This window comes from Bradyrhizobium sp. HKCCYLR20261 (genome assembly GCF_051168435.1).
GTDB lineage: Bacteria > Pseudomonadota > Alphaproteobacteria > Rhizobiales > Xanthobacteraceae > Bradyrhizobium.
Genome location: NZ_JBNPUZ010000006.1, coordinates 1 through 20,716 on the forward strand (window position 1 = coordinate 1; position 20,716 = coordinate 20,716).

A 20,716-nucleotide genomic window follows, 5' to 3' on the forward strand; every position below is an offset into this window, starting at 1 on the left:
CGATTGCTACCGGCTGGAACGACCTTTGCCGGAAGGGACTTTCACCCTCTCAAGAACCGCGCCTTTCCACGGCGCACCTTATACGTGGTCTCCCCGGTGTACGGGCTTGTTAGCCACCGTCGTCCAGAGGATCATCGTCACCCCCGAACTTGACGCCAGCGTCGCGGCGCCAGGACCACACGACTTCACGTCCGCAATCCGCCGTTCGTCCGCGTGCACGCACGCTTCCGGCATCTTGCGGCCATCGCCTCCCCACCTCGCGTGTCGTGACGATCGCGCGCAACGCCCCTCTCGTTGAGGCGGGATACGTGCAGTGAACCATATATTTCGGAAAAACGCAAGTTGATATTTGAGTGAGAAGGACTGGACAGGGGTCTTCGCGTTGAAATCACAGGACAACATCGCGTTCTGGCGCATGTCGGCAAAACACGTGCAACGTCGAACGCCGGCTCTCATGAACAGCGGAGTTCCCCTCCCCGCAAGGGGGAGGGGAGTGCACCGTCTTTGTAGTGAGAGCGGGGGACATCATGAGCAGCGCCGAACTACACGTTGCCGCGACAGTCGCCCTCAATGTCCGCGGTGCGATCGGGCGTAGCACGCGGTCCATCATGGTCAGGCCGAGCTTTTCGCCCAGGCGGCGGTGAGCTCCCCTCCCCCTTGCGGGGAGGCGTCGGGGGTGGGGGTCAGGGCGCTGAAGCTTGTGAAGTTCTCGAGCATGTCTCGCGAGATCATCCGACCGCGCGAGGTGTGACGCCGCCAGGATACCGTCGCGCCTCAGAACGAAACGCGCAGCCCCGCGCGGCCGCTGACGACGTTCGAGCGGTCCGACAGCGCCAGATATTCGGCGGCCGAGAACAGGGTCACGTTGCGGCTCTGCCATTCCAGCCCGAGGCCGCCGAAGCCGCCCCAAACGTTGGACTGGCCGGGGATCGCGAAAGGGATGGCTTGGCCGAGCAGGGACGCGTTGACCGTGTTGCTGCCGACCTTCTGGGTGCCGAGCAGGCCTGCGGCGATGCTGGTCGAGAGCACGTCGGTCGGCGCGAATACGACGCTGCGCGTCAGCTTCATCTCGCCGCGCTCCTCGAGCAGGCTCACAGTCTGACCGTTCACGGTCAGCGGCGCGGTGGTGCCGGTCTCGGTGTAGCCGGCATAGGAGCCGTAGAGATAGCGAAGACGGAACGAGGGCGTCAGCGTGTAGGTGGCGCCGCCGAGGCTGCCGAGCCCCCAGCGGTGGCCGAAGGTCGCCTCTGGGCTGACATACCAGCCGTTGAAGTTGGCGGCCGCCGTCTCCAGCCCGCCGGCGACGAGGTTGTTGTTGATGGTCCGGCTCGTCGTGTTGCGCGAACCGCCCGCCTGCACAGCCGCATTCAGGAACGAGGCGCTGAGGTCGTAGCGCGCATAGGCGCCACCGAACACGAGATCGGCGTTGGTGGTGCCGAAGTTCAAATCGGCCGAGCTGCGGGTCTGGCCGCCGCCCAGGAAGGCGCCAAGCCGCAAGCCGGAACCAGCCTGCCAGTCGCCGCCGATCATGCCGCCATAGAACAGGTTGGTCGTGCGCGGCAGCACGCCGTCCTGCTGCTGGATGCGCTGGCCGCCGAAGCCGCGGCCCCAGACAGCGCTGCCGTCGCCGTAGACCACGGTGGGATTCTTGTAGGCCATGCCGGGGCTGGCATAGGCCGACAGGCCCGGCATCGCAGCGAAGGCGTCGTCGATGCGGGAGGAGGCGTCGGGGGCGGCGAACGCGAGCGGCGCGCCACCCGTTGCGCGGTTGCCAGTGAAGACCGGCACAGCGTCAGAGACGCCGCGGCTGAAGTCGTTCAAGGTGCGTCCCGTGGACGCAAACGAGGTTGGGTCGATCGCGACGGCCCGGTTGCCGGAGACGACGAAGGGCGTGGTGCCGGTCACGGTCGCCCCGGCCAGCGTGTCGAAAGTGAGGTTGTGATTGCCGCCGCGGAAATTGACGGTGTCGCCGCCGCCCCCGAGCTCGATCGCCCCGATGATGCGCGAGCCGCGCAGAACGGTGAGGGTGTCGGCGCCGCCGGCAAACTGCAGCGCGGCGGTGCTGCCCGAGATCGTGCCCGAATTGGTCAGATTGGCGATGCCAAAGACCTGGACGCCGAAGCCCTCGCCGCCGGCGCCGGCCGTTCCGCTGAGGGTCCCCGAATTGACGATGCGGGCATTGTTCGTGACGGCGATGCCGACCCCTCGGCCGCCAGCACCTGACGTCGCGACGACGCTGCCGGCGTTCGACACGTTGGCGTCCTGGACGACGGCGATGCCATAGCCGAAGCCGGTGCCGCTCGCGGTACTGACGATGGCGCCCGAATTGGTCACGGTGGCGTTCCGGCCGGCGGTGATGCCGAGGCTCTGCTGGTCACCGCTGGCCGAGATGGTGCCGGAATTGGTCACATTCGCATCCTGGCCCGCGGCAATGCCGAGGCTGAACTGGCCGCCGATGCCCGAGATGGCGCCGGAGTTCGTCACGTTGGCCGTGCCGCCGACCACCAGCAGAGCGTTCGACTGGCCGCCCGCGCCGGCGATCGCCGAGATCGTGCCGGAGTTCCTGATCCGGGCATCGCCAATGGCGCTGAGCACGCCGTAGGATCGACCGGATGCGTCCGTGACCGCCGAAATGCTGCCGGAGTTGGTGACGTCGGCATCGCTCTGGGCCTGGATGCCAAACGCGAAGCCGTTGACGCCGGCACTCGCCGAAATCGTCCCGGAGTTCGTAACGCTGGCGAACTGGCCGGCGACGAGGCCATAGCTGCTGGCGTTGTCACCGGTGGCTCCGGAAATGCTGCCGGAGTTCGTCACCTTGGCGTTGCTGAAAGCCACGATGCCGACGCCTTGCGAGCTTCCGCTGCCAATGATCGTTCCGGAGTTGGTCACGTCGGCATGGTTGCCGGCAAAGATGCCATAACCGAGGACCCCGGAGGGGATCGCGATGGCAGAGATCGTGCCGGAGTTGGCGACAGAGGCGTTGTTGTTCGCGGCGATGCCGAGAGCCTGCAGTCCGGAGCCTGAAATGATGCCGAGATTGGTGACCCTTGCGTCCTGCTGGGCGCCGAGGCCTGTGCCCGTCCCAGCGGCGTCCGCGCCCGAAATGCTCGCGGTGCCGGCATTGGTGACCGTCGCGGAGCCACTGTCCTGAAGGCCGGTCGCGCCTCCCGTCAGGGCGATGGAATTGGTGCAGGTCTGGTTGGCACCGCTCGGCAGGCATTGCTGCGCAAGCGCCACGCCGCTCGGCATCAGCAAGCAGCCCGCGAGCACGCTGCCCCACGTCCCAGACTTCAATCCCATTTCAAATCGACCGAGCTCGAATATACCGCCGGTTGCGATGGAACACGCAGGTTATAAGCCCGTCAATGGGACTTGACACCGCAAATGTACGGACATTTCCAGATGTGTCTTTTCGACCGCACCCGGACCGGCGATGTCGCGCTCCGCGGGGATGCTGGCCCCGTCGCCGATCCGGACGAGATCAACCGTCAATCGAACCAGCTCTTGTAGATCGCCTGGTAGCTGCCGTTCTCGGTCGAGATGTGCAGCCACTGGTCGACGAACGCCTTCAGTGCGACGTCGCGCTGCAGCCAGTAGGCCTTCTCGGAAAAGTCGAACGGCTTGTCGGGGTGGACGGCGCAGAGCACGCCGGGGTGCAGCTTCTGCTGGTAGCGGGTCTCCGAGGCGTCGGTCATCATCAAATCGGCGTCGCCCTTGGCGATCTCCTCAAAGATGGTGGTGTTGTCGTTGTGGACGCGGATGTCGGCGGCCTTGATGTTGGCGCGGGCAAAGCGCTCGTTCGTGCCGCCGGGATTGACGACCACGCGGGTGCCGGGCTTGTCGATGTCGGCGAGCGTCTGGAATTTCGAGGTGTCGCTGCAACGGGCGATCGGGGTCTTGCCCTCGCGCATGATCGGGGTGGTGAAGTAGCCCTTCTTCTGGCGGTCGAGCGTGATCGAGACGCCGCCCATCGCGACGTCGAACTTGTCGGCCTCGAAATCCTTCATCAGTTGCGGCCAGCTGGTGGGCACGAATTCCACCTTGACCCCGAGCGCCTTGCCGAGCGCCTCAGCCATGTCGACGTCGAAGCCGGAGAACTTGCCGGTGGCCTTGTCGAGATAGGTGAAGGGCTTGTAGTCGCCGGTCATGCCGACCCGCAGCGCGCCGCGCTGGAGGATCTCGTCGAGGCGGGAGGGCTGGTCGGCAGCCGCCGCGCCACAGAGCCCGACGACCATTGCAACAGCGGTGAGCGCGGCAAGCGCGCGATTCAAAAGTCCCATCTCGAACGACCTCGCTTAAACAGACTGGATCAGTCTTAGCCGAGGTCGGCGCGCGGGACGAGAGGCTGTCGCGGGGCGTCGATGGGAGAAGCCGGCCCCTTTCATCAGACCAGGAGAAAGGAGCGAGCCAAGCCGTCGCGCCCGCCGCCGCGGACTATCTCCGGGCCGGACCCTTGCCGATCATCTCGCTCTTCAGCAGCTCGAAGCGATCGACGGCTTCGTGGGCGCGGGTATCGACCATCTTGATGGCGGCTTCGGCCGACATCGGTCCGCTGCTCACGGCGATCGACGTCGGGCCGACGGTCTCGTCGACATAGTAGCCATCCTCGCCGCGGCGCGCGGTCCAGCGGAAGCGGATCGCGGAGATGGGGCCCGGGCCGACCTTGGTGTAGCCGTCGGCCTGATCGAACGGTACGACGGTCGCCACGTTCTTCTTCGCGCTACCGCCCGCGGCAGGTGCAGCCGCTCGCTCGTCGCCTTTCACGGACTCCGGCTTGTCGAGGATGCTCGCTATCGTTGCGAGGGCGTGCTCGGTGGCCACACTCATGATCGCCTCTATTCCTACCGGCGCGCGAAAAGACCCGCGTCGACAGTCACAGTTGTAGCCAAATCTCGGCGAGATGCAACAATACGTTAAAAGTTTGACAACAACGCGGTGGAGAAACAACTCCACAGGCCAGTGACGGGAACCCGACACCTGCGCGCGAGGACGCGCAGGTGTGGTCTCGTGCGCGACGCGCGCAGCCGTGCCTACAGCACGTCCTGATTGATCACGTTCTGCCGGATCGGATCGCCGTCGAGGACGCTCAGGATATTGCGCGCGGTCTGCTCGCTCATGCGATCGACGGCCTCGCGGGTGACGCCGGCGACGTGGGGCGCCATGATCACGTTGGGCAGCGCATGCAGCGCGTGGCCGACCGGCGGCGGCTCCTGCTCGAACACGTCGAGTCCGGCGCCGGCCAGCCGGCCCGAGGACAGCGCGTCGTATAGAGCGGCTTCGTCGATCAGGCCGCCGCGCGCGGTGTTGATCAGATAGGCGGTGGGCTTCATCAGCCTGAGGCGCGCGGCGTTGAACAGGCCGATGGTCTCCGGCGTCTTCGGGCAGTGGATGCTGACGAAATCGGCACGCGGCAGCGCGGCGTCGAGATCGGCGACCGGCTCACAGCCGGCGGCGGTGATCTCGGCGGCCAGCTTGTAGGGGTCGTACACCAGCACCTGCATCTCCATCGCCAGGCAGCGCTTGGCGGTGCGGGTGCCGATGCGGCCGAAGCCGATGATCAGCACAGTCTTACCGTAGAGGTCGAACGGCAGCACGCCGAGGCGGGAGCCCCAGGTGCCGTCCTTCACCATCGCATGCATCTCGCTGGCGCGCTTGGCGAGCGTCAGCATCATGAACAGCGCCTGCTCGGCGACCGAGGGCGAGTTCGCGGTGCCCGCCACCATCAGCGGCACCTTGTGTCGCGAGAGGGCCGGGACGTCGACCGCATCGAAGCCGACGCCGATGCGCGTCACCACCTTCATGTCGCCGGCGGCAACGAGTTCCGGCTCGCCGAAGCGCGTCGCGCCGAGCGCGACGCCGTGCACCGGTGCGTGGGACTTCAACAGGTCGGAAAAATCCGCCGCCGAGATCATGTTGGGGAATTCGATCATCTCGACGTCGTCGCGCGCCGCGAGCAGCGCGCGCCCCCTAGCCGAGAAGGATTCCGTGACGAGGATCTTGTTCTTGTTGGTTGCCGTCCTGGTGGTCATGTCCTGCCCTTGAAGCTTCTTATGCTCGTCAGATGACGAGTCCTGAAGCCTCGTTTAGCAGGTGCATGTTGTTGAGGTCCATTGCCATACGCAGGGGGCTGCCATCCCGCGCGCCGGCATTGGGGCTGACCCGTCCGCACACCGGCGTCTCGTTGAGGGCGAAGTAGACCAGCGTCTCCATGCCCATCGGCTCGGTGACGTCGAGCATCGCCTCGAACGGCTCGAGACCGGGCTCGGCGTGCGGCCGGGTTTCGGTGATGTGCTCCGGCCGGATGCCGAGCAGCAGCCGGTCATTCCGCGACACGGATTGATAGCGCGCCGCGCGCGCCGGCGGCAGCGGGAAGCTGATGCGGTCGGTGAGGCGGATGTGCAACTGGCCGTTGGCCTCTTCCAGACGGCACGGCACGAAGTTCATCGCCGGCGAGCCGATGAAGCCGGCGACGAAGCGCGTCGCCGGGTTGTGATAGAGCTCGGTCGGCGTGCCGATTTGCTCGATGCGGCCCTTGTTCATGACGACCACGCGATCCGCCAGGGTCATCGCCTCGACCTGGTCGTGGGTGACGTAGACCGTCGTGGTGCGCACCTTCTGGTGGACCTTCTTGATCTCGATGCGCATCTGCACGCGCAGCTTGGCGTCGAGGTTGGACAGCGGCTCGTCGAACAGGAACACTTTTGGATTGCGCACGATGGCGCGGCCCATCGCGACGCGCTGGCGCTGGCCGCCGGAGAGCTGCTTCGGCTTGCGGTCGACGAGGTCGGCGATATCAAGCATGCGCGCGGCCTCCGCGACGCGGCTCTTGATCTCCGCCTTGGGATAATGCTTCAGCCGCAACCCGAACGACATGTTCTCGGCGACCGTCATGTGCGGGTAGAGCGCGTAGTTCTGGAACACCATCGCGATGTCGCGGTCCTTCGGCGGGACGTCGTTGACGACGTCGCCGCCGATCGAGATGTCGCCATCGGAGATGTCCTCCAGTCCCGCGATCATCCGCAACGTCGTCGACTTGCCGCAGCCGCTTGGTCCGACCAGCACGACGAACTCGTGGTCGGCGATATCCAGATCAATGCCGCGGACCGCCTCGACCTCGTCGTAACGCTTCACGACCTTGCGCAAGCTCACTTCAGCCATATCAGATCAACCCCCGTCATCAGCCTTTGGTCGCGCCGGCGGTGAGGCCGGCGATGTAATAGTCCATCAGGAACGCGTAGATGATCAGCGGCGGCGCTGCCCCGAGCAGCGCGCCGGTCATGATCTGCCCCCAGTTGAAGACGTCACCCTTGATCAGGGTGGTGACGATGCCGACCGGCAGCACCAGCTGGTCGGCCGAGGTCGTGAACACCAGCGGATACAGGAACTGCGCCCAGGAGACGGTGAAGGCGAAGATCGTCGCGGCGATCAGGCCGGGCAGGGCGACCGGGATGAAGATCCGCGTCAAGGTCTGCAGCCAGGAGGCGCCATCGATGATCGCAGCTTCATCCAGCTCCTTCGGGATCGAGGCGAAATAGCCGATCATGATCCAGGTGCAGAACGGCACCGTCAGGGTCGGATAGATGAACAGCAGCACGTACCAGCGATTGATGAGCTGGATGCCGGTGACGTCGCCGATCAGCGCGAACATCTTGAACAGCGGGATGAAGAGCAGGCTGTCCGGGATCAGGTAGGTCAGGAACACGCCGGTGGCGAGCGTCGCCGAGCCCCAGAACTTCATCCGCGACAGCGCAAACGCCGCGGGAATGCTGATCAGCATGGTGATGATCACGACGATGATCGAGACCATCGCCGAGTTGAAGAAGAACCGCAGGAACTGGTTCGAGGTCAAGAGCCCGATGTAATTCTCCAGCGTCGGATGGAACACCCACCACGGATTGGTCGCGGCCGAGATCTCGGCGCTGCCCTTCAGCGAGGTGATCAGCATGTAGAGCGGCGGCACCAGCGAGAAGATCGCAAACAGCGTCAGGAAAAAATACGACCAGCGCAGCGCCCAGGCGCGGTCGCGGCTAATCGAGCCGTACTTCACATTGCGGGTCGGGCCGGCCTTGTCGACGGTCATCGTGCTCATCAGGATTCGTTCCCCCGCTTGTTGACGTCGCGCAGGATGAAGATTGCCGCGACCGCCAGGATCGGCACCATGAACAGCGAGACGCTGGCGCCGAGCGGGATGTCGCTGCCCTCGATGCCGACGCGGAACGCCCAGGTCGCGAAGATGTGCGTCTTGTCGAGCGGGCCGCCGGCGGTGAGGATGCGGACGATGTCGAAATTGGCGAAGGTGACGATCAGCGAGAACAGCGTGGTGATGGCGATGATGTTGCGCATCATCGGCAGGGTCACATACCAGATCCGCTGCCACCAATTGGCGCCGTCGATCGCGGCGGCCTCGTAGAGCTGGTCGGGGACGGATTTCAGCGCCGCCAGGTACATGATCATGAAGAACGGCGCGCCGTACCAGACATTGACCAGGATCACCGAGAAGCGCGCCCAGGCGGCATCTCCGGTCCACGGGATCGGGCCGATCCCGAAGAACGCCAGCGTGTAGTTGAAGGCGCTATAGGACGGGTCGAACAGCCACAGCCAGGCGAGCGTGCTCATGGCCGGCGGGATCACCCAGGGCACCAGCAGCATGCCGCGCCATTTCCGCTGGCCCTTGGCCGGGATGTTGTGGACGAAATGCGCGACGATGAAGCCGATCAGCGCCTTGAACACCACCGCCGTGATCGCGAAGATGCAGGACTGCTTGACGACCAGCCAGAACGTGTCGCGCTTGAACAGGAACTCGAAATTCCCGAAGCCGACGAAGCGCTGCATCGACTTGTTCAAGGTCGCCAGATGCACCGAATAGATCGCGGGATACACCACCAAGAGCGCAATCAGTAGGATCAGCGGCAGCGTCAGCAGGAAGGCTGTGGTCGATTTTCGCTTCAGCGCATTGCGCAGGCCTCTGCGGCTGGCGGCCCTGCGGGGGCGGGCAATGGACTCTTCGCCGATGGCGGCATCAACCATGAGAGCAGGCTCCTCGTGGCGCGTCCGGCTGCGGGCCGGGCTTCACAGGCGGGCTGAAAGACGGTGCTGGGAGTGGCGGCCCGCGCGCGGCGGGCCGCCGTGATGCAGGAGCGCACTCAGCTGCGCATGAAGCCTTCGCACTCGCCCTCGGCCCAGGCGAGGGTGGTTTCCATCTTCTCGCCCTGGGCGTAGCGCAGGCACATCTTGGTCATGGTCGCCTGGGCGTAGATCTGCTGCGCGATCTTGGGCGGAGCAGGGGAGGCTGCGATCGACAGCGTCTGGTGATTGTAGGGGTTGGGGTAGTGATAGAGCGTCCCCTTCGGCGGACCCTGCTCCTGCCAGATCTTCAGCGTCGTCAGCTTCTCGTAGGCCGGCAGATCGTAGCCGCCGCTCGCCTCCACCATCTTCTCGATCGATGACGGCTTCGACAGGTGCACGATCAGGCTCTTGGCCGCCTCCTTGTTCTTGGAGAACGACCAGATGCTCCAGAAGTACGGCAGGAACGGCGCAAAGCGGCCCTTCGGTCCGGCCGGGAAGCCGTGCGTCCAGCACTGCTCGGCGATCTGCGGCGCGTCGCGCTTGGCCACCGCCCAGGCGCTCGGAGGGTTCATGATCATCGCGCCCTTGCCGGAGACCAGCCATTTGTTGTTGGAGGCGTCGTCCCACGAGGCCACATCCGGCGGCAGCGCCGCGATCAGCCGCTTGTAGAATTCGAGCGCCTGGCGCACGGCGTCGGTCTTCACCGTGACATCGCCCTTGGCGTTTACCAGCTCGGCTCCGAAGGCCTGGAAGAACGCGCCGGCGGAATCGACGCTGTCGGTGGTTTCGCCGAGGCCGATGCCGAAGGGAACGCCGGCCTTCTGGCAGGCTTCCGCCGCTTTCAGGAAGGTCTCCGTGTTCCAGCTATCGGCCTTCGGCGCGCTGCCGGCCGGATACAGCTCCTGCACGTCGATGCCGGCATGCTTCTTCATCAGGTCGATGCGGGTGCAGGGGCCCTTGATCTGGCTGCCGACGCAGGCCGGCACCGCCAGCCATTTGCCGCCGGACTGGCCGAGATATTTGACGGTGCCGTTGACCTCGCCGTTCTCCTTGATGATCGGCCCCATGATGTCGTTGACCGGCTCAAGCAGCTCGGCATGGGCATGCGGCCACCAGGTCGGCATCGCCATCAGGTCGTGGCCCGACTTCGCCGCGGCTTCGGCGGCGATGGTCAGCTCGATCTTCTTGCCCTGGCTGGTGATGTAGTCGATCGAGACCTCGACCTTTTCCTTTGCGGCCCACTCATTGACCAGGTCGGTCGAGGCCTGGTTGGCGCCGGGCACCCAGTGATCCCAGAACCCCATCGAGAGCTTGCCGGCGGCATAGGCGCCGCGCACATAGGGTGCGGCAATCATGACCGCCGAGGTGGCAGCGGTCGCAGCAACGAATTGTCGGCGGTTCAGCTTCCTCCGTGACATGGCGTTCCCTCCCTGGTGAGCCAAGCGTTGTTAGGTGCGAATCCGTTTTGTTAGTTATTGCGTCGCGTCATGCGCGCGTGGATTTCGCTTGAATGCAATCAGAGCAGAATTGCGCGCGGCTGTCGAGAAATCAGGTGAGGCGGAACTTAGAACTCATGGCGTGCATAGGAGGGCAATGTTGTTTGCTCTGCAGCGATGAGGCGCTGCAATGCGAGGCCGCCGTGCCGATGCGTGAACGCGGCGGTCGCCGCGTCATGCTGATCGGTAGATCTGCCGCGGCAGATGGACTTGCGCGTTGCGGCAACGCTAGAATTCAGCCGACTCGGAGACATGCTGATGATTTCGACAGCCACCTCTTGGTGTGTCGGCAGGGAGCGGAAGACGATGACGACCAGCCGATGGGGACTAACGGTGCGCCGCAATCTTTGCGCCGCAGCAGCGTTGCTGCTGATGCTGAGCGTCATGTCGGTGCCGCGTCAGGTTGACGCGCAGGGACTGTTCAAGGGAGTCGAGCAGGGCGCCCGCGAAGGCAACAAGGCGGCAGGCCCGGTGGGTGGCGTGCTCGGCGGTGCGATTGGCGGCGTGGTCGGCGTCGTCACGGGCGTCACCGGCGCGTTCACCGGAAACACCGGCCAGCCGAGCGCACAGCCGGCGCCGCCGCCGCCGGACGCCCCGAAGGCGAAGGACGCCAAGGGGGCGAGCAAGGCCAAGGCCACCAAGGTCGCGAAGGCCACGCCGATGCTGACCCAGCCGGGCGTGCCTCAGCTCACCGCCGAGCAGATCGTCGCCAACAGCGACGCCAATGTCGAGCGCCTGAAGACCGGCCTCAATCTGACCGAAGAACAGGCGAAGAATTGGGGGCCGTTCGCCAACGCGATGCACGCGCTCGGCCGCAACGGCGCCGATCGCCTGAACCTGCGCATCGCCCGCGCCAAGCGTGATCCGCCCGACGACATCATCGAGCAGATGCGCAACGAGGCGCAGTTCCTGGTCGACCGCGCTGCCGACCAGCGCGCCGTCTCCGACGCGGCGGAGCCGCTGTTCACCAGTCTCGACGACAAGCAGAAGCAGATCTTCATCGACGAGATGGTGCGGCTCAGTCGCGAGCGCGGGCTCGATTAGTTCGGGCGATGGCGCGCGTCAGCCTGCCGACGTTGCGCCGCGATACTTGGCGGCGAGAAGCGCCGCCAGCTCGGCCCGGGCATCAGCGAGCGGGATCGCGTCCTGCCGCGCCTTGGCCATCGCCATCGCGCCGGAATAGGCGGCGATGACCAGCGTCGCGAGGCTGTCCGGATGCAGGTCGCGGGCGCGGCCGGCGAGCACGTCGGCATAGAACTTCGCCCGCAGCGCCTGATGCCATTGCGCGAAGATCGCGCCGAGCGCGACGCGCATGTCGGCATCATGCGCCGAGATCTCCATCGCCATGTTGTTCAATGGGCAGCCAGACACGGCGCCCTTGGCCGTCAACTCCCCGATGATCGCGGCAAAGATCGCGTCGATCGCGGATGGCGCGTCGGCATGGGCGTCCAGCGGGGCGATCCATGTCTGCATCACCGCCTGCGTCACGCGGTCCTGGATCACCGCGAGCCCGAGCGCGCGCTTGGCGGGGAAATGATGCGCCATGGCGCCGCCCGACACCGCGGCCTTCTCCCGGATCTCGAGCATCCCCGTGGCGAGATAGCCGTGGCGGGTGAAGGCCTCATAGGCGCTGTCGACGATGCGCCTGCGCACGCCTTCGGGATCGTTGGTTCGCTTCGCTGCCGTCATCGGGGTCAGGATAGCGGGTTGACAAAACAGGTCAATCATCCTGTAGTGAAAAACAGGACAGTCGACCTGTCGGAGGACGTGGATGAACCCGCACGCGATCTTCGAACTGCGCCGTTACCGCTTGCGTCCCGGGGGCAGGGCCGCGCTCACGGAGCTGTTCGACGCCGCCTTCGTCGAGCCGCAGGAGGCGCTGGGGATGCGTATCGAGGGCGAGTTCTGGGATCGTGACGATCCCGATGCTTTCGTCTGGGTGCGCTCCTTCGCAGATTGGGATTCGAGAGCGCGTGCGCTGCAGGCGTTCTACGGCGGGCCGGTCTGGGCTGCGCATGGCGCTGCGGCCAATGCGACGATGCTCAACTCCGACAACGTGCTGCTGCTGAAGCCGGCCGGCGCCTTGGCGCCGTTCGCGCACAGCCTGCCGCGCGCCGAGGAAAAGGCCCGGTCGCAGGCGACAGGACTCGTGGTCGCGAGCGTCTGTTCGCTCGCCCCCGGCAAGGAGGCCGGCTTCGCCGAACTGTTCTCCGAGCGCGCCTGTCCGATCCTGCGCCAGGCTGGCGCCCGGATCGATGCCATGTTCGTCAGCGAACGCGGCGCGAACAATTTCCCGCGGCTGCCGGTGCGCGAAGGCGAGACCGTGTTCGTCTGGTTCGAATGCCACGCGGACGAAGCGAGCCTGACCCGCCATCGCGAGCAGCTCGCGCGCATCACCGAATGGACCGACGATGTGCAGCCACGTCTCGACCGGCAGTGCTGGCGGCCGATCGAGGTGTCCTACCTGACGCCGACCTCACGATCGCTCTGCGCCTGGTGATCCGACCGGGATGCGCGCTTGGCCACTGTCTCAACGGCTCCCGCCGAGGCAGCCGCACTTGCGCGGCCGATCGTGCGCCGCCGTCCAGCGGCGTCGCTTCGGGAGTGACGCTGGGTCGGAGATTTCGAGATCGCGCAGGCTGGAGATGATGGCGGAAGGGGTGGGATTCGAACCCACGGTACCCTTGCGGGCACGCCGGTTTTCAAGACCGGTGCCTTAAACCACTCGGCCACCCTTCCGAAGCAGGAATCTCAATCGCTTATCGAATGGGTGGGCTGAACGCAAGGCGAACGATGGGAGGTGCGCCGAATCTCGGGCAGATGGTGTCCCCGCGACTTGAGCAGATCGGCCACCGGCGTCGTCAGCGCGGCGACGATGCGCCTCGACGAATCGTGCGCTCGATGATTCGGACAGTGTTGAAGGCCTGCGGGTCGACACTGTCGCGACGAAAGGCCAGGTGGCGGTCACCGCAGCGCGAAGGCGATCAGGCTGGAATAGAGCAGTGCGGTGCTCGACAGCGCCAGGGCGAGGAATGCGCCCGACAGCAAGTCGCGATGAACAAAATGTCGGTGGATGAAAGCTCGATGTCGCATGGGCCACCTCTCGTGGCTGGACGTCGCGAACGGCCTCGCGCCGTTCTTCAAACCGATCTTCCCTCGGGGAGATCTCGTCGTCTGACCCGCTGGTCAGAACGAGGCTTCATATCCGTTCCGAAGCGTCATGGCCGGAGGCGGACGAAAGTCGACCGGGTGGTCGACTGTCCGACGTCGTCCGGAAGTCAGGCCCGCGAACGGACGCCTTCGAATGCGTGAGCAAGGAAGATCCCGGCGCCAACCAAGCCCATCACTGCCGTCATTGCTTCGATCATAGCGAACACACCCTGTTGTCGCCCCCGTGTGAACCAAACGACGTGCAGCCCTGCACAGTCAAAATGATTCAGGTGCCGGTAAATGAGAACGCCCCTAACTGAGCTTTTCGAGCAACATATGTGACCCAAAAGGTGCACTCACAACACGCCGAGGCGGAGAGCTGCACGCTTGGGCGGTGACCGTACGTGCGCAACAACGGCTGGAAAGCTCCGGTTAACCACGGCGGGGGCGACCCCATTTCCGCCGTGTTCGGGTTGCGTTAGTCTCGTGCATTGAGTTGCAGGGGATGCGACTCGGGGACAAGCAGGCTGGCGCGGGCAGGGCGACAGCCGCCGTGATGGTATTTGGGGTCGATGGGGATTGGTCAAACAGATCCGGTCGGGAGAGCGGCGCGCGCTGCTGTCGCTGTCCTTGCCTGCCTGACGGTCGCGAATTGCGCTTCGTCGAACAAGTTCGCCAGCAAGGTCGATCCGAAATACGGGGTGTCGTCGAGCCCGCGTGTCGTGGGATTCGGCGAGCCGGTGCCGAAGGGCGGCGGCGTGTACCGAATCGGCAAGCCCTACACCGTCGCCGGCAAGACCTACGTCCCGGAAGAGGACGCCAATTATCGCGCCGAGGGCATGGCCTCCTGGTACGGCGACGACTTCCACGGCCGGCTGACCGCCAATGGCGAGGTGTTCGACATGACGTCGCTGACGGCGGCGCATCCGACCCTGCCGATGCCGAGCTATGCGCGCGTCACCAATCTCGCCAACGGCAAGTCGCTGATCGTGCGAATCAACGATCGCGGCCCGTACCATGCCAACCGCCTGATCGACGTCTCCAACAAGGCCGCCGACCTGCTGGAGTTCAAGGGCAACGGCGTTGCCCGCGTCCGCGTCGAATATGTCGGCCGCGCGCCGCTCGAAGGCTCCGACGACACCCAGCTGATGGCGACCCTGCGCACCGGCATCCCGGCGCCCGCGCCGTCACTGGTGCGCGTCGCCTCGGCGAAGCCCTTCGTGCCCGAAATGGGCGCGAGCCGTCCGATTCGCGGCGAGATCCCGCTGCCGGAGGGCAGGCCCTATACGCTCGGCAACACCTCGGCCGACATGGCCTCGATCGGCGCAACCTCGGAATTGTCGGCCTCGAGCCGGACGCGCGGCCGCAGCCTCGATAATCCGCGCGCAGTGTCCTACGACCAGAGCGGCCGCTACGTTTCGCAGGGCCAGGCCGGCGGCAATGACGGCGCCGACGAGGCGCGCGACATCATGAGCGGGCGCGGCCTGTACTGAGATCGCGCACGGCGCCATCCGAATGAAAAAAGCCGCCCCACCGGGCGGCTTTTGATTCTGCGCTCTCAGACCTATTGCGCCGAGAATGGCACGCGCCCGCGGGCTGAGAAGGTCCAGACTTGCGTGTTGCTGCCGATGCCGCCGAGCTGGGCGCCGACGCCGACGCTGGCACCGCCCGGCGTCACGATGCCGAGCCCGCCGGTCGCGCGCGCCGACCAGCCCTGTAGCAGCGGCGTGGAGGCCAGCCCGGTTGCGGCGGCGCTGGCATCGTCCTTCGAGAAGTAATAGTCGCCATAGAGGCCCGCGAACGGCGTCAGCACAATGCCGCTATCGAACCACGACACGGGGTAGGCAACCCGCAGACCGCCGGAGGCGCGGCCGCTGGCGAAGTCGTTGGTACCCTGCCGCGTTCCGAGCGAGTCGGTATAGGCGTTCTGGTGCTCCCACAACGCGTAGACCTTGGCGGAAGGCTCGAGCAGCAGGCCGGTCCAGTTATAGGTGCCGGTCAGGCCGGTGGAGAGCAGCCAGCGCTGGCCGTCGAAATTGCCCTGCGCGGTTCCGGCCGTGCCGTTATAGCCGATGCCCGAATAGGCGACCGCGGCGTCGAACCGCAGGGTGGGCACGATCTTCCAGCCGAGATAGGCGCCGGTCGTCCATCCGTCACCTTTCAGCCGGCCGTTGATGTCCTGCTGGGTGTAGCTGAACGTCTCGTAGCCGCCGACGATGCCAACCAGGAAGCTCGGCGTCGCCCGGTAGGTGAGGCCCAGCATGGCATTGAGCTGCTGGCCGTACAGCGTCGACTGGCTGGACTGAACCACGCCGCCCGTCGTCGTCGTGCCCCAACGGTCGACGCCGGTGCCGCGCACATCGGCCCACAGCAGCCATTCCTTCTGCTCGTGCCATTTCGGCGCAGCCTGCTGCTTCTGGCCGCGATCGATTGCGGCGAAGGCATCGTCGACACGGCCCCGGCTGCGTCCGCGTCCTGAGGCATAGCTGTTGCCGTTGCCACCATCGCTGGCCGCCGGTGCATCCTCGTCGCGCGGATCAGCCGAGAAGTTGAAGCGCATGTGGGCGTTGCCCGGCGTGACGAACGCGCCGCCATCGTTGAAGCCGGAGGCGATGGCGTCATCGATTGCTCCCGAGATCGCCTGGCCCGAGTTCTGCGCCACCAGCTTGCTGACGGTCTGCTGCAGCGAGCGCAGCCGGGCGCTGTCGGCGGGCACGTTCACGGTCTGCGCCAGTCCCGGCGAGGTGCTCGCCGTGAACGGCGGATTGCCGGCATAGACCGCCGTGATCGTGTGGGTGCCGGCGACCAGGGTCGTCGTCGTGAACGTCGCCACGCCGCTGCTCAGCGTGCCCGTGCCGATCGGCGAGCCGTTGTCGTTGAACGTCACCGTCCCCGTCGGCGTGCCGCCCGAGGCGGTCACGGTGGCGGTGAAGGTCACGGCTTGCCCGAACTGGCTCGGGTTCTGCGACGAGGCCAGCGTGGTCTGGGTCGCCGGAGACTGATAGGTGAAGCGATCGGCCGCCGATGTCGCGGAGGTCTGGCTGTTGTTGGTGACGGTGACGTCCACCGTTCCGGTCCCGGCAGGTGAGACCGCGGTGATCGAGGTCGCCGAATTCACGGTGTAGCTGGCTGCATTCGCCGCGCCGAACTTCACGCCGCTTGCGCCGCTCGTTCCGCTGAAGCCCGTGCCCGTGATCGTCACCGAGGTGCCGCCGCCCGCGGGTCCCGTGGTGGGCGCAATCGAGGTGACGGTCGGCCCGGCCGCGTAGGTGAACTGATCGGCCGCCGAGATGGCTGACGTGCCGCCCGGCGTCGTCACCGTCACATCCACCGTGCCCGCGCCGGCAGGCGAGGTGGCGGTGATCGAGGTCGCCGAGTTGACCGTGAAGCTCGCCGCCGGGCTGCCGCCGAAGGCCACCGCTGTAACGCCGGTGAAGTTGGTGCCGGTGATGGTCACCGACGTGCCGCCGCCCAGCGCGCCGGCGTTCGGCGAGACGGCTGTCACCGTCGGCGTCGCCGCGTAAGTGAACTGGTCGGCCACCGACGTTGCCGACGTGCCGTTTGGCGTGGTGACCCGGACGTCGACCGTGCCGGTCCCGGCCGGCGAGGTGGCCGTGATCGAGGTCGCCGAGTTCACCGTGAAGCCGGTCGCCGCATTGGCGCCGAACGCCACGGCGGTCGCGCCGGTGAAGCCACTGCCGGTGATGGTGACGGTCGTGCCGCCGGCCAGCGGGCCGCCCGTCGGCGCGATCGAGCTCACGATCGGCGGGCCGATATAGGTGAACTGGTCGGACGCCGATGTTGCCGAGATGCCGCCCGGCGTCGTCACGCGAACGTCGATCGTGCCGGTCGTACCGGCCGGTGATGTGGCCGTGATCTGGGTGGCGGAGTTCACCGTGAAACTGGCTGCGGGATTGGCGCCGAAGGCCACGGCTGTCGCGCCGGTGAAGTTGGTGCCGGTGATCGTCACCGAGGTGCCACCGGCGGTCGGTCCCGAGGTCGGCGAGATCGAGGTCACGGTCGGCGTGGGGACGTAGGTGAACTGATCAGACACCGATGTCGCCGAGGTGCCGCCGGCGGTCGTGACCCGGACATCGACCGTGCCCGAGCCGGCCGGCGATGTCGCCGTGATCGAGGTTGCCGAATTGACCGTGAAGCCGGTCGCCGGGGTCGCACCGAACGTGACAGCCGTCGCGCCAGACAAATTGGTGCCGGTTATGGTCACCGTGGTGCTGCCGGCGGCCGGGCCCGAGGTCGGCGAGATCGAGGTCACCGTCGGAGCCGCGACATAGGTGAACTGGTCGGCCGCGGACGTCGGGGAGGTGCCGCCCGGCGTCGTCACGGTCACGTCGATCGTGCCGGCGGCGCCCGCGGGCGACGTCGCTGTAATCGACGTCGCGGAGTTGACGGTGAAGCCGGCCGCGGCGTTGCCGCCAAAGTTCACGGCTGTCGCGCCCGTCAGATTGGTTCCGGTGATCGCGACGGTTGTGCCGCCGCTGGTGGGACCTGCCGTCGGCGAAATCGATGTCACGGCGGGCGGTCCCGTGTACGAGAACTGATCGGACGCCGACGTGGCGGACGTGCCGCCGGGAGTCGTGACGCGGACGTCGACAGTGCCGGTGCCGGCCGGCGAGGTGGCGGTGATCGACGTCGCGGAATTGAACGTGAAGCTCGCGGCCGGCGTGGCGCCGAAGGACACCGCGGTAACGCCGGTGAAGTTGGTGCCGGTGACGGTCACCGTGGTGCCGCCGGTCAGCGGGCCCGTAGCTGGCGAGATCGAGGTCACCGTCGGTGCGGCGATGTAGGTGAACTGGTCGGCCGCAGATGTCGCCGACGTGCCGCCCGGTGTGGTGACGCGGACGTCGACAGTGCCGGTGCCGGCCGGCGAGGTCGCGGTGATCGATGTCGCGGAGTTGAACGTGAAGCTGGCGGCCGGCGTGGCGCCGAAGGACACCGCGGTGACGCCGGTGAAGTTGGTGCCCGTGACGGTCACCGTGGTGCTGCCGGAGGCCGGTCCCGACGTGGGCGAAATCGAACTGACGGTGGGCGCGGGGACGTAGGTGAATTGATCGGCAGCCGTGATCGCCGAGGTGCCGCCGGCCGTGGTGACCGTCACGTCGACAGTGCCGGTGCCGGCCGGTGAGGTCGCGGTGATCTGGGTGGCCGAATTGACCGTGAAGCCGGCCGCCGCATTGCCGCCGAACGATACGCCGGTTGCGCCGGAGAAATTGGTGCCGGTGATGACCACCGTGGTGCCCCCGGTCCCCGGTCCCGACGTCGGCGCGATCGACGTCACCGTAGGGGCTGCGACATAGGTGAACTGATCGGCCGCAGAGGTCGCCGAGGTCTGGCCGCCATTGGTGACGGTGACGTCAACCGTTCCCACCGTCCCTGCGGGGGCGGTGGCCGTGATCGACGTGCCGGAATTGACGGTGTAGCCGGTGGCGTTGGTGGCGCCGAACTTGACGCCGCCGGCGCCGCTGGTGCCGGTGAAGCCGGAGCCGGTGATCGTCACGGTGGTGCCGCCCGTGGTCGGTCCCGACGTCGGCGAGATCGACGTCACCGTCGGCTGAGGCAGGTTTACCGCGATCGTGAACGGGGTGTTGGTGGTGCTGCCGCCGGGACAAGAACCTTGGCTCTGCGAGCAGCCGCTCGAATACCAGAGCGTAATGGTGTCGGTTCCCGATCCGCTCTGTGTGTCGATCCGGATCGAGTATTCCGGGACCTGTGTGAAATCGTTAGTGATGGGAACCGGAATCAGCGTGTAGCTCGCCTTGGCGCCATTGTAGGTCAGATTGGTGTAGGTCAGGCCGCCCGCGGTCATTGGCACGTTGTTGAAGGCATCGATATTCGGGTTGGTGCCGTTGGATTGACCATAGAGGCCCCACAGCACCACGTCGTTCTGGACGCAGAGGCCCACGGCGTTGCCCGCGCCGGTGCCGTTGATCGTGATGGTGGCGCCGGATGTTGAGGCGGTTGTGAAGTTACAGGCCGCCTGGGCGACCATGGTTGCACCAATCAGCATGGCAACCGCCACGCCGAGGAGGCCAAGCACACGCCGCAATTGCGCGCAGCTATCGCGACAGTTCCGGCGCCAAGTTCCGGTTGACAATGATCCTGCCCCTCATGGCCCCTCATTGATTGAGGGTGCCGCCTGAAAAAAATCGCTTCGAACAAATTTGGTAAGACAATTGTAACCTTGGAGGCTCCGCCGCTGGCGAGCAAGTCGATTCAACTCGGCCGCGCACGACGCTTCGCGCGCGTTGCAAGGGTGCAACAGCAGAAGTTGTGGAACTTTATTGACTTGACGGATACGAGCAGCCCCACCTAGACTTCGCTCTGGAGTTGTTTCTACGTCGTAAGATTTCAGCGCGCACAGGCATTCAACGATCTGGCGCTTTCTCGTTTCAAAGAATCACATTGGGAGAAGACGCGCATGCCGATGACGCCTGTGTTGGGGCAGATCATGCCTTTTGCGGGATCCCAGCCGCCGAAAGGGTGGGCGTTGTGCAACGGTGCGTTGCTCGCTGTCCAGACCAATCAGGCCCTGTTCTCGCTGCTCGGCACCTATTACGGCGGCAACGGCATCACGACTTTCGCGCTTCCCGATCTTCGGGGCCGGGCCATCCTCGGCTCGACCGGGAGTAGCGGCCAGTATCCTGCGGGGATGGTGAGCGGCGAGACCACGGTGACCCTGAACGTGTCGCAGATCGCCTCCCACAACCATGTCTTCTATGCCTCGACCACCCAAGGCGCCGGGCGCGGGTCCACGCCCACCAACAATCTGTTCGGAACCAACACGCTGCCGCCGACGAATCCGGACGCGATCTTCGCCACGGCCGGCGCTCAAGAGGAGCCGCTGGCTCTCGGCACCAACATCGCGGACACCGGAGGCGGGCAGGCGCATAACAACATGCAGCCTTACCTGGTGCTCAACTACTTGATCGCCTTGCAGGGCGTCTATCCGTCCCGCGATTGACGGGCCCGCAAGCGCTGCCCCTCCG

15 protein-coding genes and 1 tRNA gene are annotated in these 20,716 nt (G+C 66.0%); 4 read left to right on the plus strand and 12 right to left on the minus strand.

The annotated features are described in order from the left end of the window. Positions 1-774 precede the first annotated feature (774 nt). From ACQR1L_RS15435 to ACQR1L_RS15470, 8 genes are all read right to left on the minus strand, one after another. Positions 775-3,294, minus strand: coding sequence for an autotransporter outer membrane beta-barrel domain-containing protein (locus tag ACQR1L_RS15435; protein ID WP_434858793.1), 2,520 nt, complete (start codon positions 3,292-3,294; stop codon positions 775-777). Positions 3,295-3,488: 194 nt separating this feature from the next. After that, entirely contained in the window at positions 3,489-4,280 is a 792-nt protein-coding gene (locus tag ACQR1L_RS15440) for a transporter substrate-binding domain-containing protein (protein ID WP_434858794.1), read from the minus strand. A gap of 154 nt (positions 4,281-4,434) precedes the next feature. Further along, on the minus strand, positions 4,435-4,827 hold the full coding sequence (locus ACQR1L_RS15445; protein ID WP_434858795.1) for a hypothetical protein: 393 nt from the start codon (positions 4,825-4,827) through the stop codon (positions 4,435-4,437). Positions 4,828-5,030: 203 nt separating this feature from the next. Next, positions 5,031-6,029 carry a hydroxyacid dehydrogenase gene (locus ACQR1L_RS15450; protein ID WP_434858796.1) on the minus strand — a complete coding sequence of 333 codons (999 nt, stop codon included), beginning with the start codon at positions 6,027-6,029 and terminating at the stop codon, positions 5,031-5,033. A 28-nt stretch (positions 6,030-6,057) separates the two neighbouring features. Next, positions 6,058-7,158 (minus strand): ABC transporter ATP-binding protein, encoded by a 1,101-nt coding sequence (locus tag ACQR1L_RS15455; RefSeq protein ID WP_434858797.1) that lies wholly within the window; start codon positions 7,156-7,158, stop codon positions 6,058-6,060. 19 nt (positions 7,159-7,177) lie between these two features. After that, positions 7,178-8,089 carry a carbohydrate ABC transporter permease gene (locus ACQR1L_RS15460; protein WP_434858798.1) on the minus strand — a complete coding sequence of 304 codons (912 nt, stop codon included), beginning with the start codon at positions 8,087-8,089 and terminating at the stop codon, positions 7,178-7,180. Continuing rightward, positions 8,089-9,027, minus strand: a complete 939-nt coding sequence (locus tag ACQR1L_RS15465; protein ID WP_434858799.1) for a carbohydrate ABC transporter permease — start codon at positions 9,025-9,027, stop codon at positions 8,089-8,091. The genes ACQR1L_RS15460 and ACQR1L_RS15465 overlap by 1 nt, the downstream gene beginning before the upstream one ends. Before the next feature lie 116 nt (positions 9,028-9,143). Beyond that, positions 9,144-10,484, minus strand: a complete 1,341-nt coding sequence (locus ACQR1L_RS15470; RefSeq protein WP_434858800.1) for an ABC transporter substrate-binding protein — start codon at positions 10,482-10,484, stop codon at positions 9,144-9,146. Between the two features lie 384 nt (positions 10,485-10,868). Here ACQR1L_RS15470 and ACQR1L_RS15475 point away from each other — a divergent pair, with 384 nt between their 5' ends. Next, positions 10,869-11,606, plus strand: coding sequence for a Spy/CpxP family protein refolding chaperone (locus ACQR1L_RS15475; protein ID WP_434858801.1), 738 nt, complete (start codon positions 10,869-10,871; stop codon positions 11,604-11,606). An 18-nt stretch (positions 11,607-11,624) separates the two neighbouring features. On the opposite strand, the gene ACQR1L_RS15480 is transcribed toward ACQR1L_RS15475, so the two are convergent. Beyond that, complete coding sequence (locus ACQR1L_RS15480) at positions 11,625-12,251, minus strand: TetR/AcrR family transcriptional regulator (protein WP_434858802.1); 627 nt, start codon at positions 12,249-12,251, stop codon at positions 11,625-11,627. Positions 12,252-12,333: 82 nt separating this feature from the next. Here ACQR1L_RS15480 and ACQR1L_RS15485 point away from each other — a divergent pair, with 82 nt between their 5' ends. After that, on the plus strand, positions 12,334-13,062 hold the full coding sequence (locus tag ACQR1L_RS15485) for an NIPSNAP family protein (protein WP_434858803.1): 729 nt from the start codon (positions 12,334-12,336) through the stop codon (positions 13,060-13,062). 149 nt (positions 13,063-13,211) lie between these two features. On the opposite strand, the gene ACQR1L_RS15490 is transcribed toward ACQR1L_RS15485, so the two are convergent. Together ACQR1L_RS15490 and ACQR1L_RS15495 are read right to left on the minus strand one after the other, a co-directional pair. Continuing rightward, positions 13,212-13,301: transfer RNA gene (locus ACQR1L_RS15490), tRNA-Ser, on the minus strand. A 225-nt stretch (positions 13,302-13,526) separates the two neighbouring features. Continuing rightward, positions 13,527-13,655, minus strand: coding sequence for a hypothetical protein (locus tag ACQR1L_RS15495; RefSeq protein ID WP_434858804.1), 129 nt, complete (start codon positions 13,653-13,655; stop codon positions 13,527-13,529). Between the two features lie 629 nt (positions 13,656-14,284). Between ACQR1L_RS15495 and ACQR1L_RS15500 the strand changes: the two genes are divergently transcribed. Further along, the gene (locus ACQR1L_RS15500; protein WP_434858805.1) at positions 14,285-15,205 is read left to right on the plus strand and encodes a septal ring lytic transglycosylase RlpA family protein; all 921 of its coding nucleotides are present in this window, start codon (positions 14,285-14,287) and stop codon (positions 15,203-15,205) included. A 71-nt stretch (positions 15,206-15,276) separates the two neighbouring features. Here ACQR1L_RS15500 and ACQR1L_RS15505 read toward each other — a convergent pair whose 3' ends face one another. Continuing rightward, positions 15,277-19,737, minus strand: a complete 4,461-nt coding sequence (locus ACQR1L_RS15505; protein WP_434858806.1) for a beta strand repeat-containing protein — start codon at positions 19,735-19,737, stop codon at positions 15,277-15,279. Positions 19,738-20,148: 411 nt separating this feature from the next. On the opposite strand from ACQR1L_RS15505, the gene ACQR1L_RS15510 reads away from it, so the two are divergent. Continuing rightward, entirely contained in the window at positions 20,149-20,691 is a 543-nt protein-coding gene (locus tag ACQR1L_RS15510) for a phage tail protein (protein ID WP_434858807.1), read from the plus strand. Positions 20,692-20,716 lie beyond the last annotated feature (25 nt).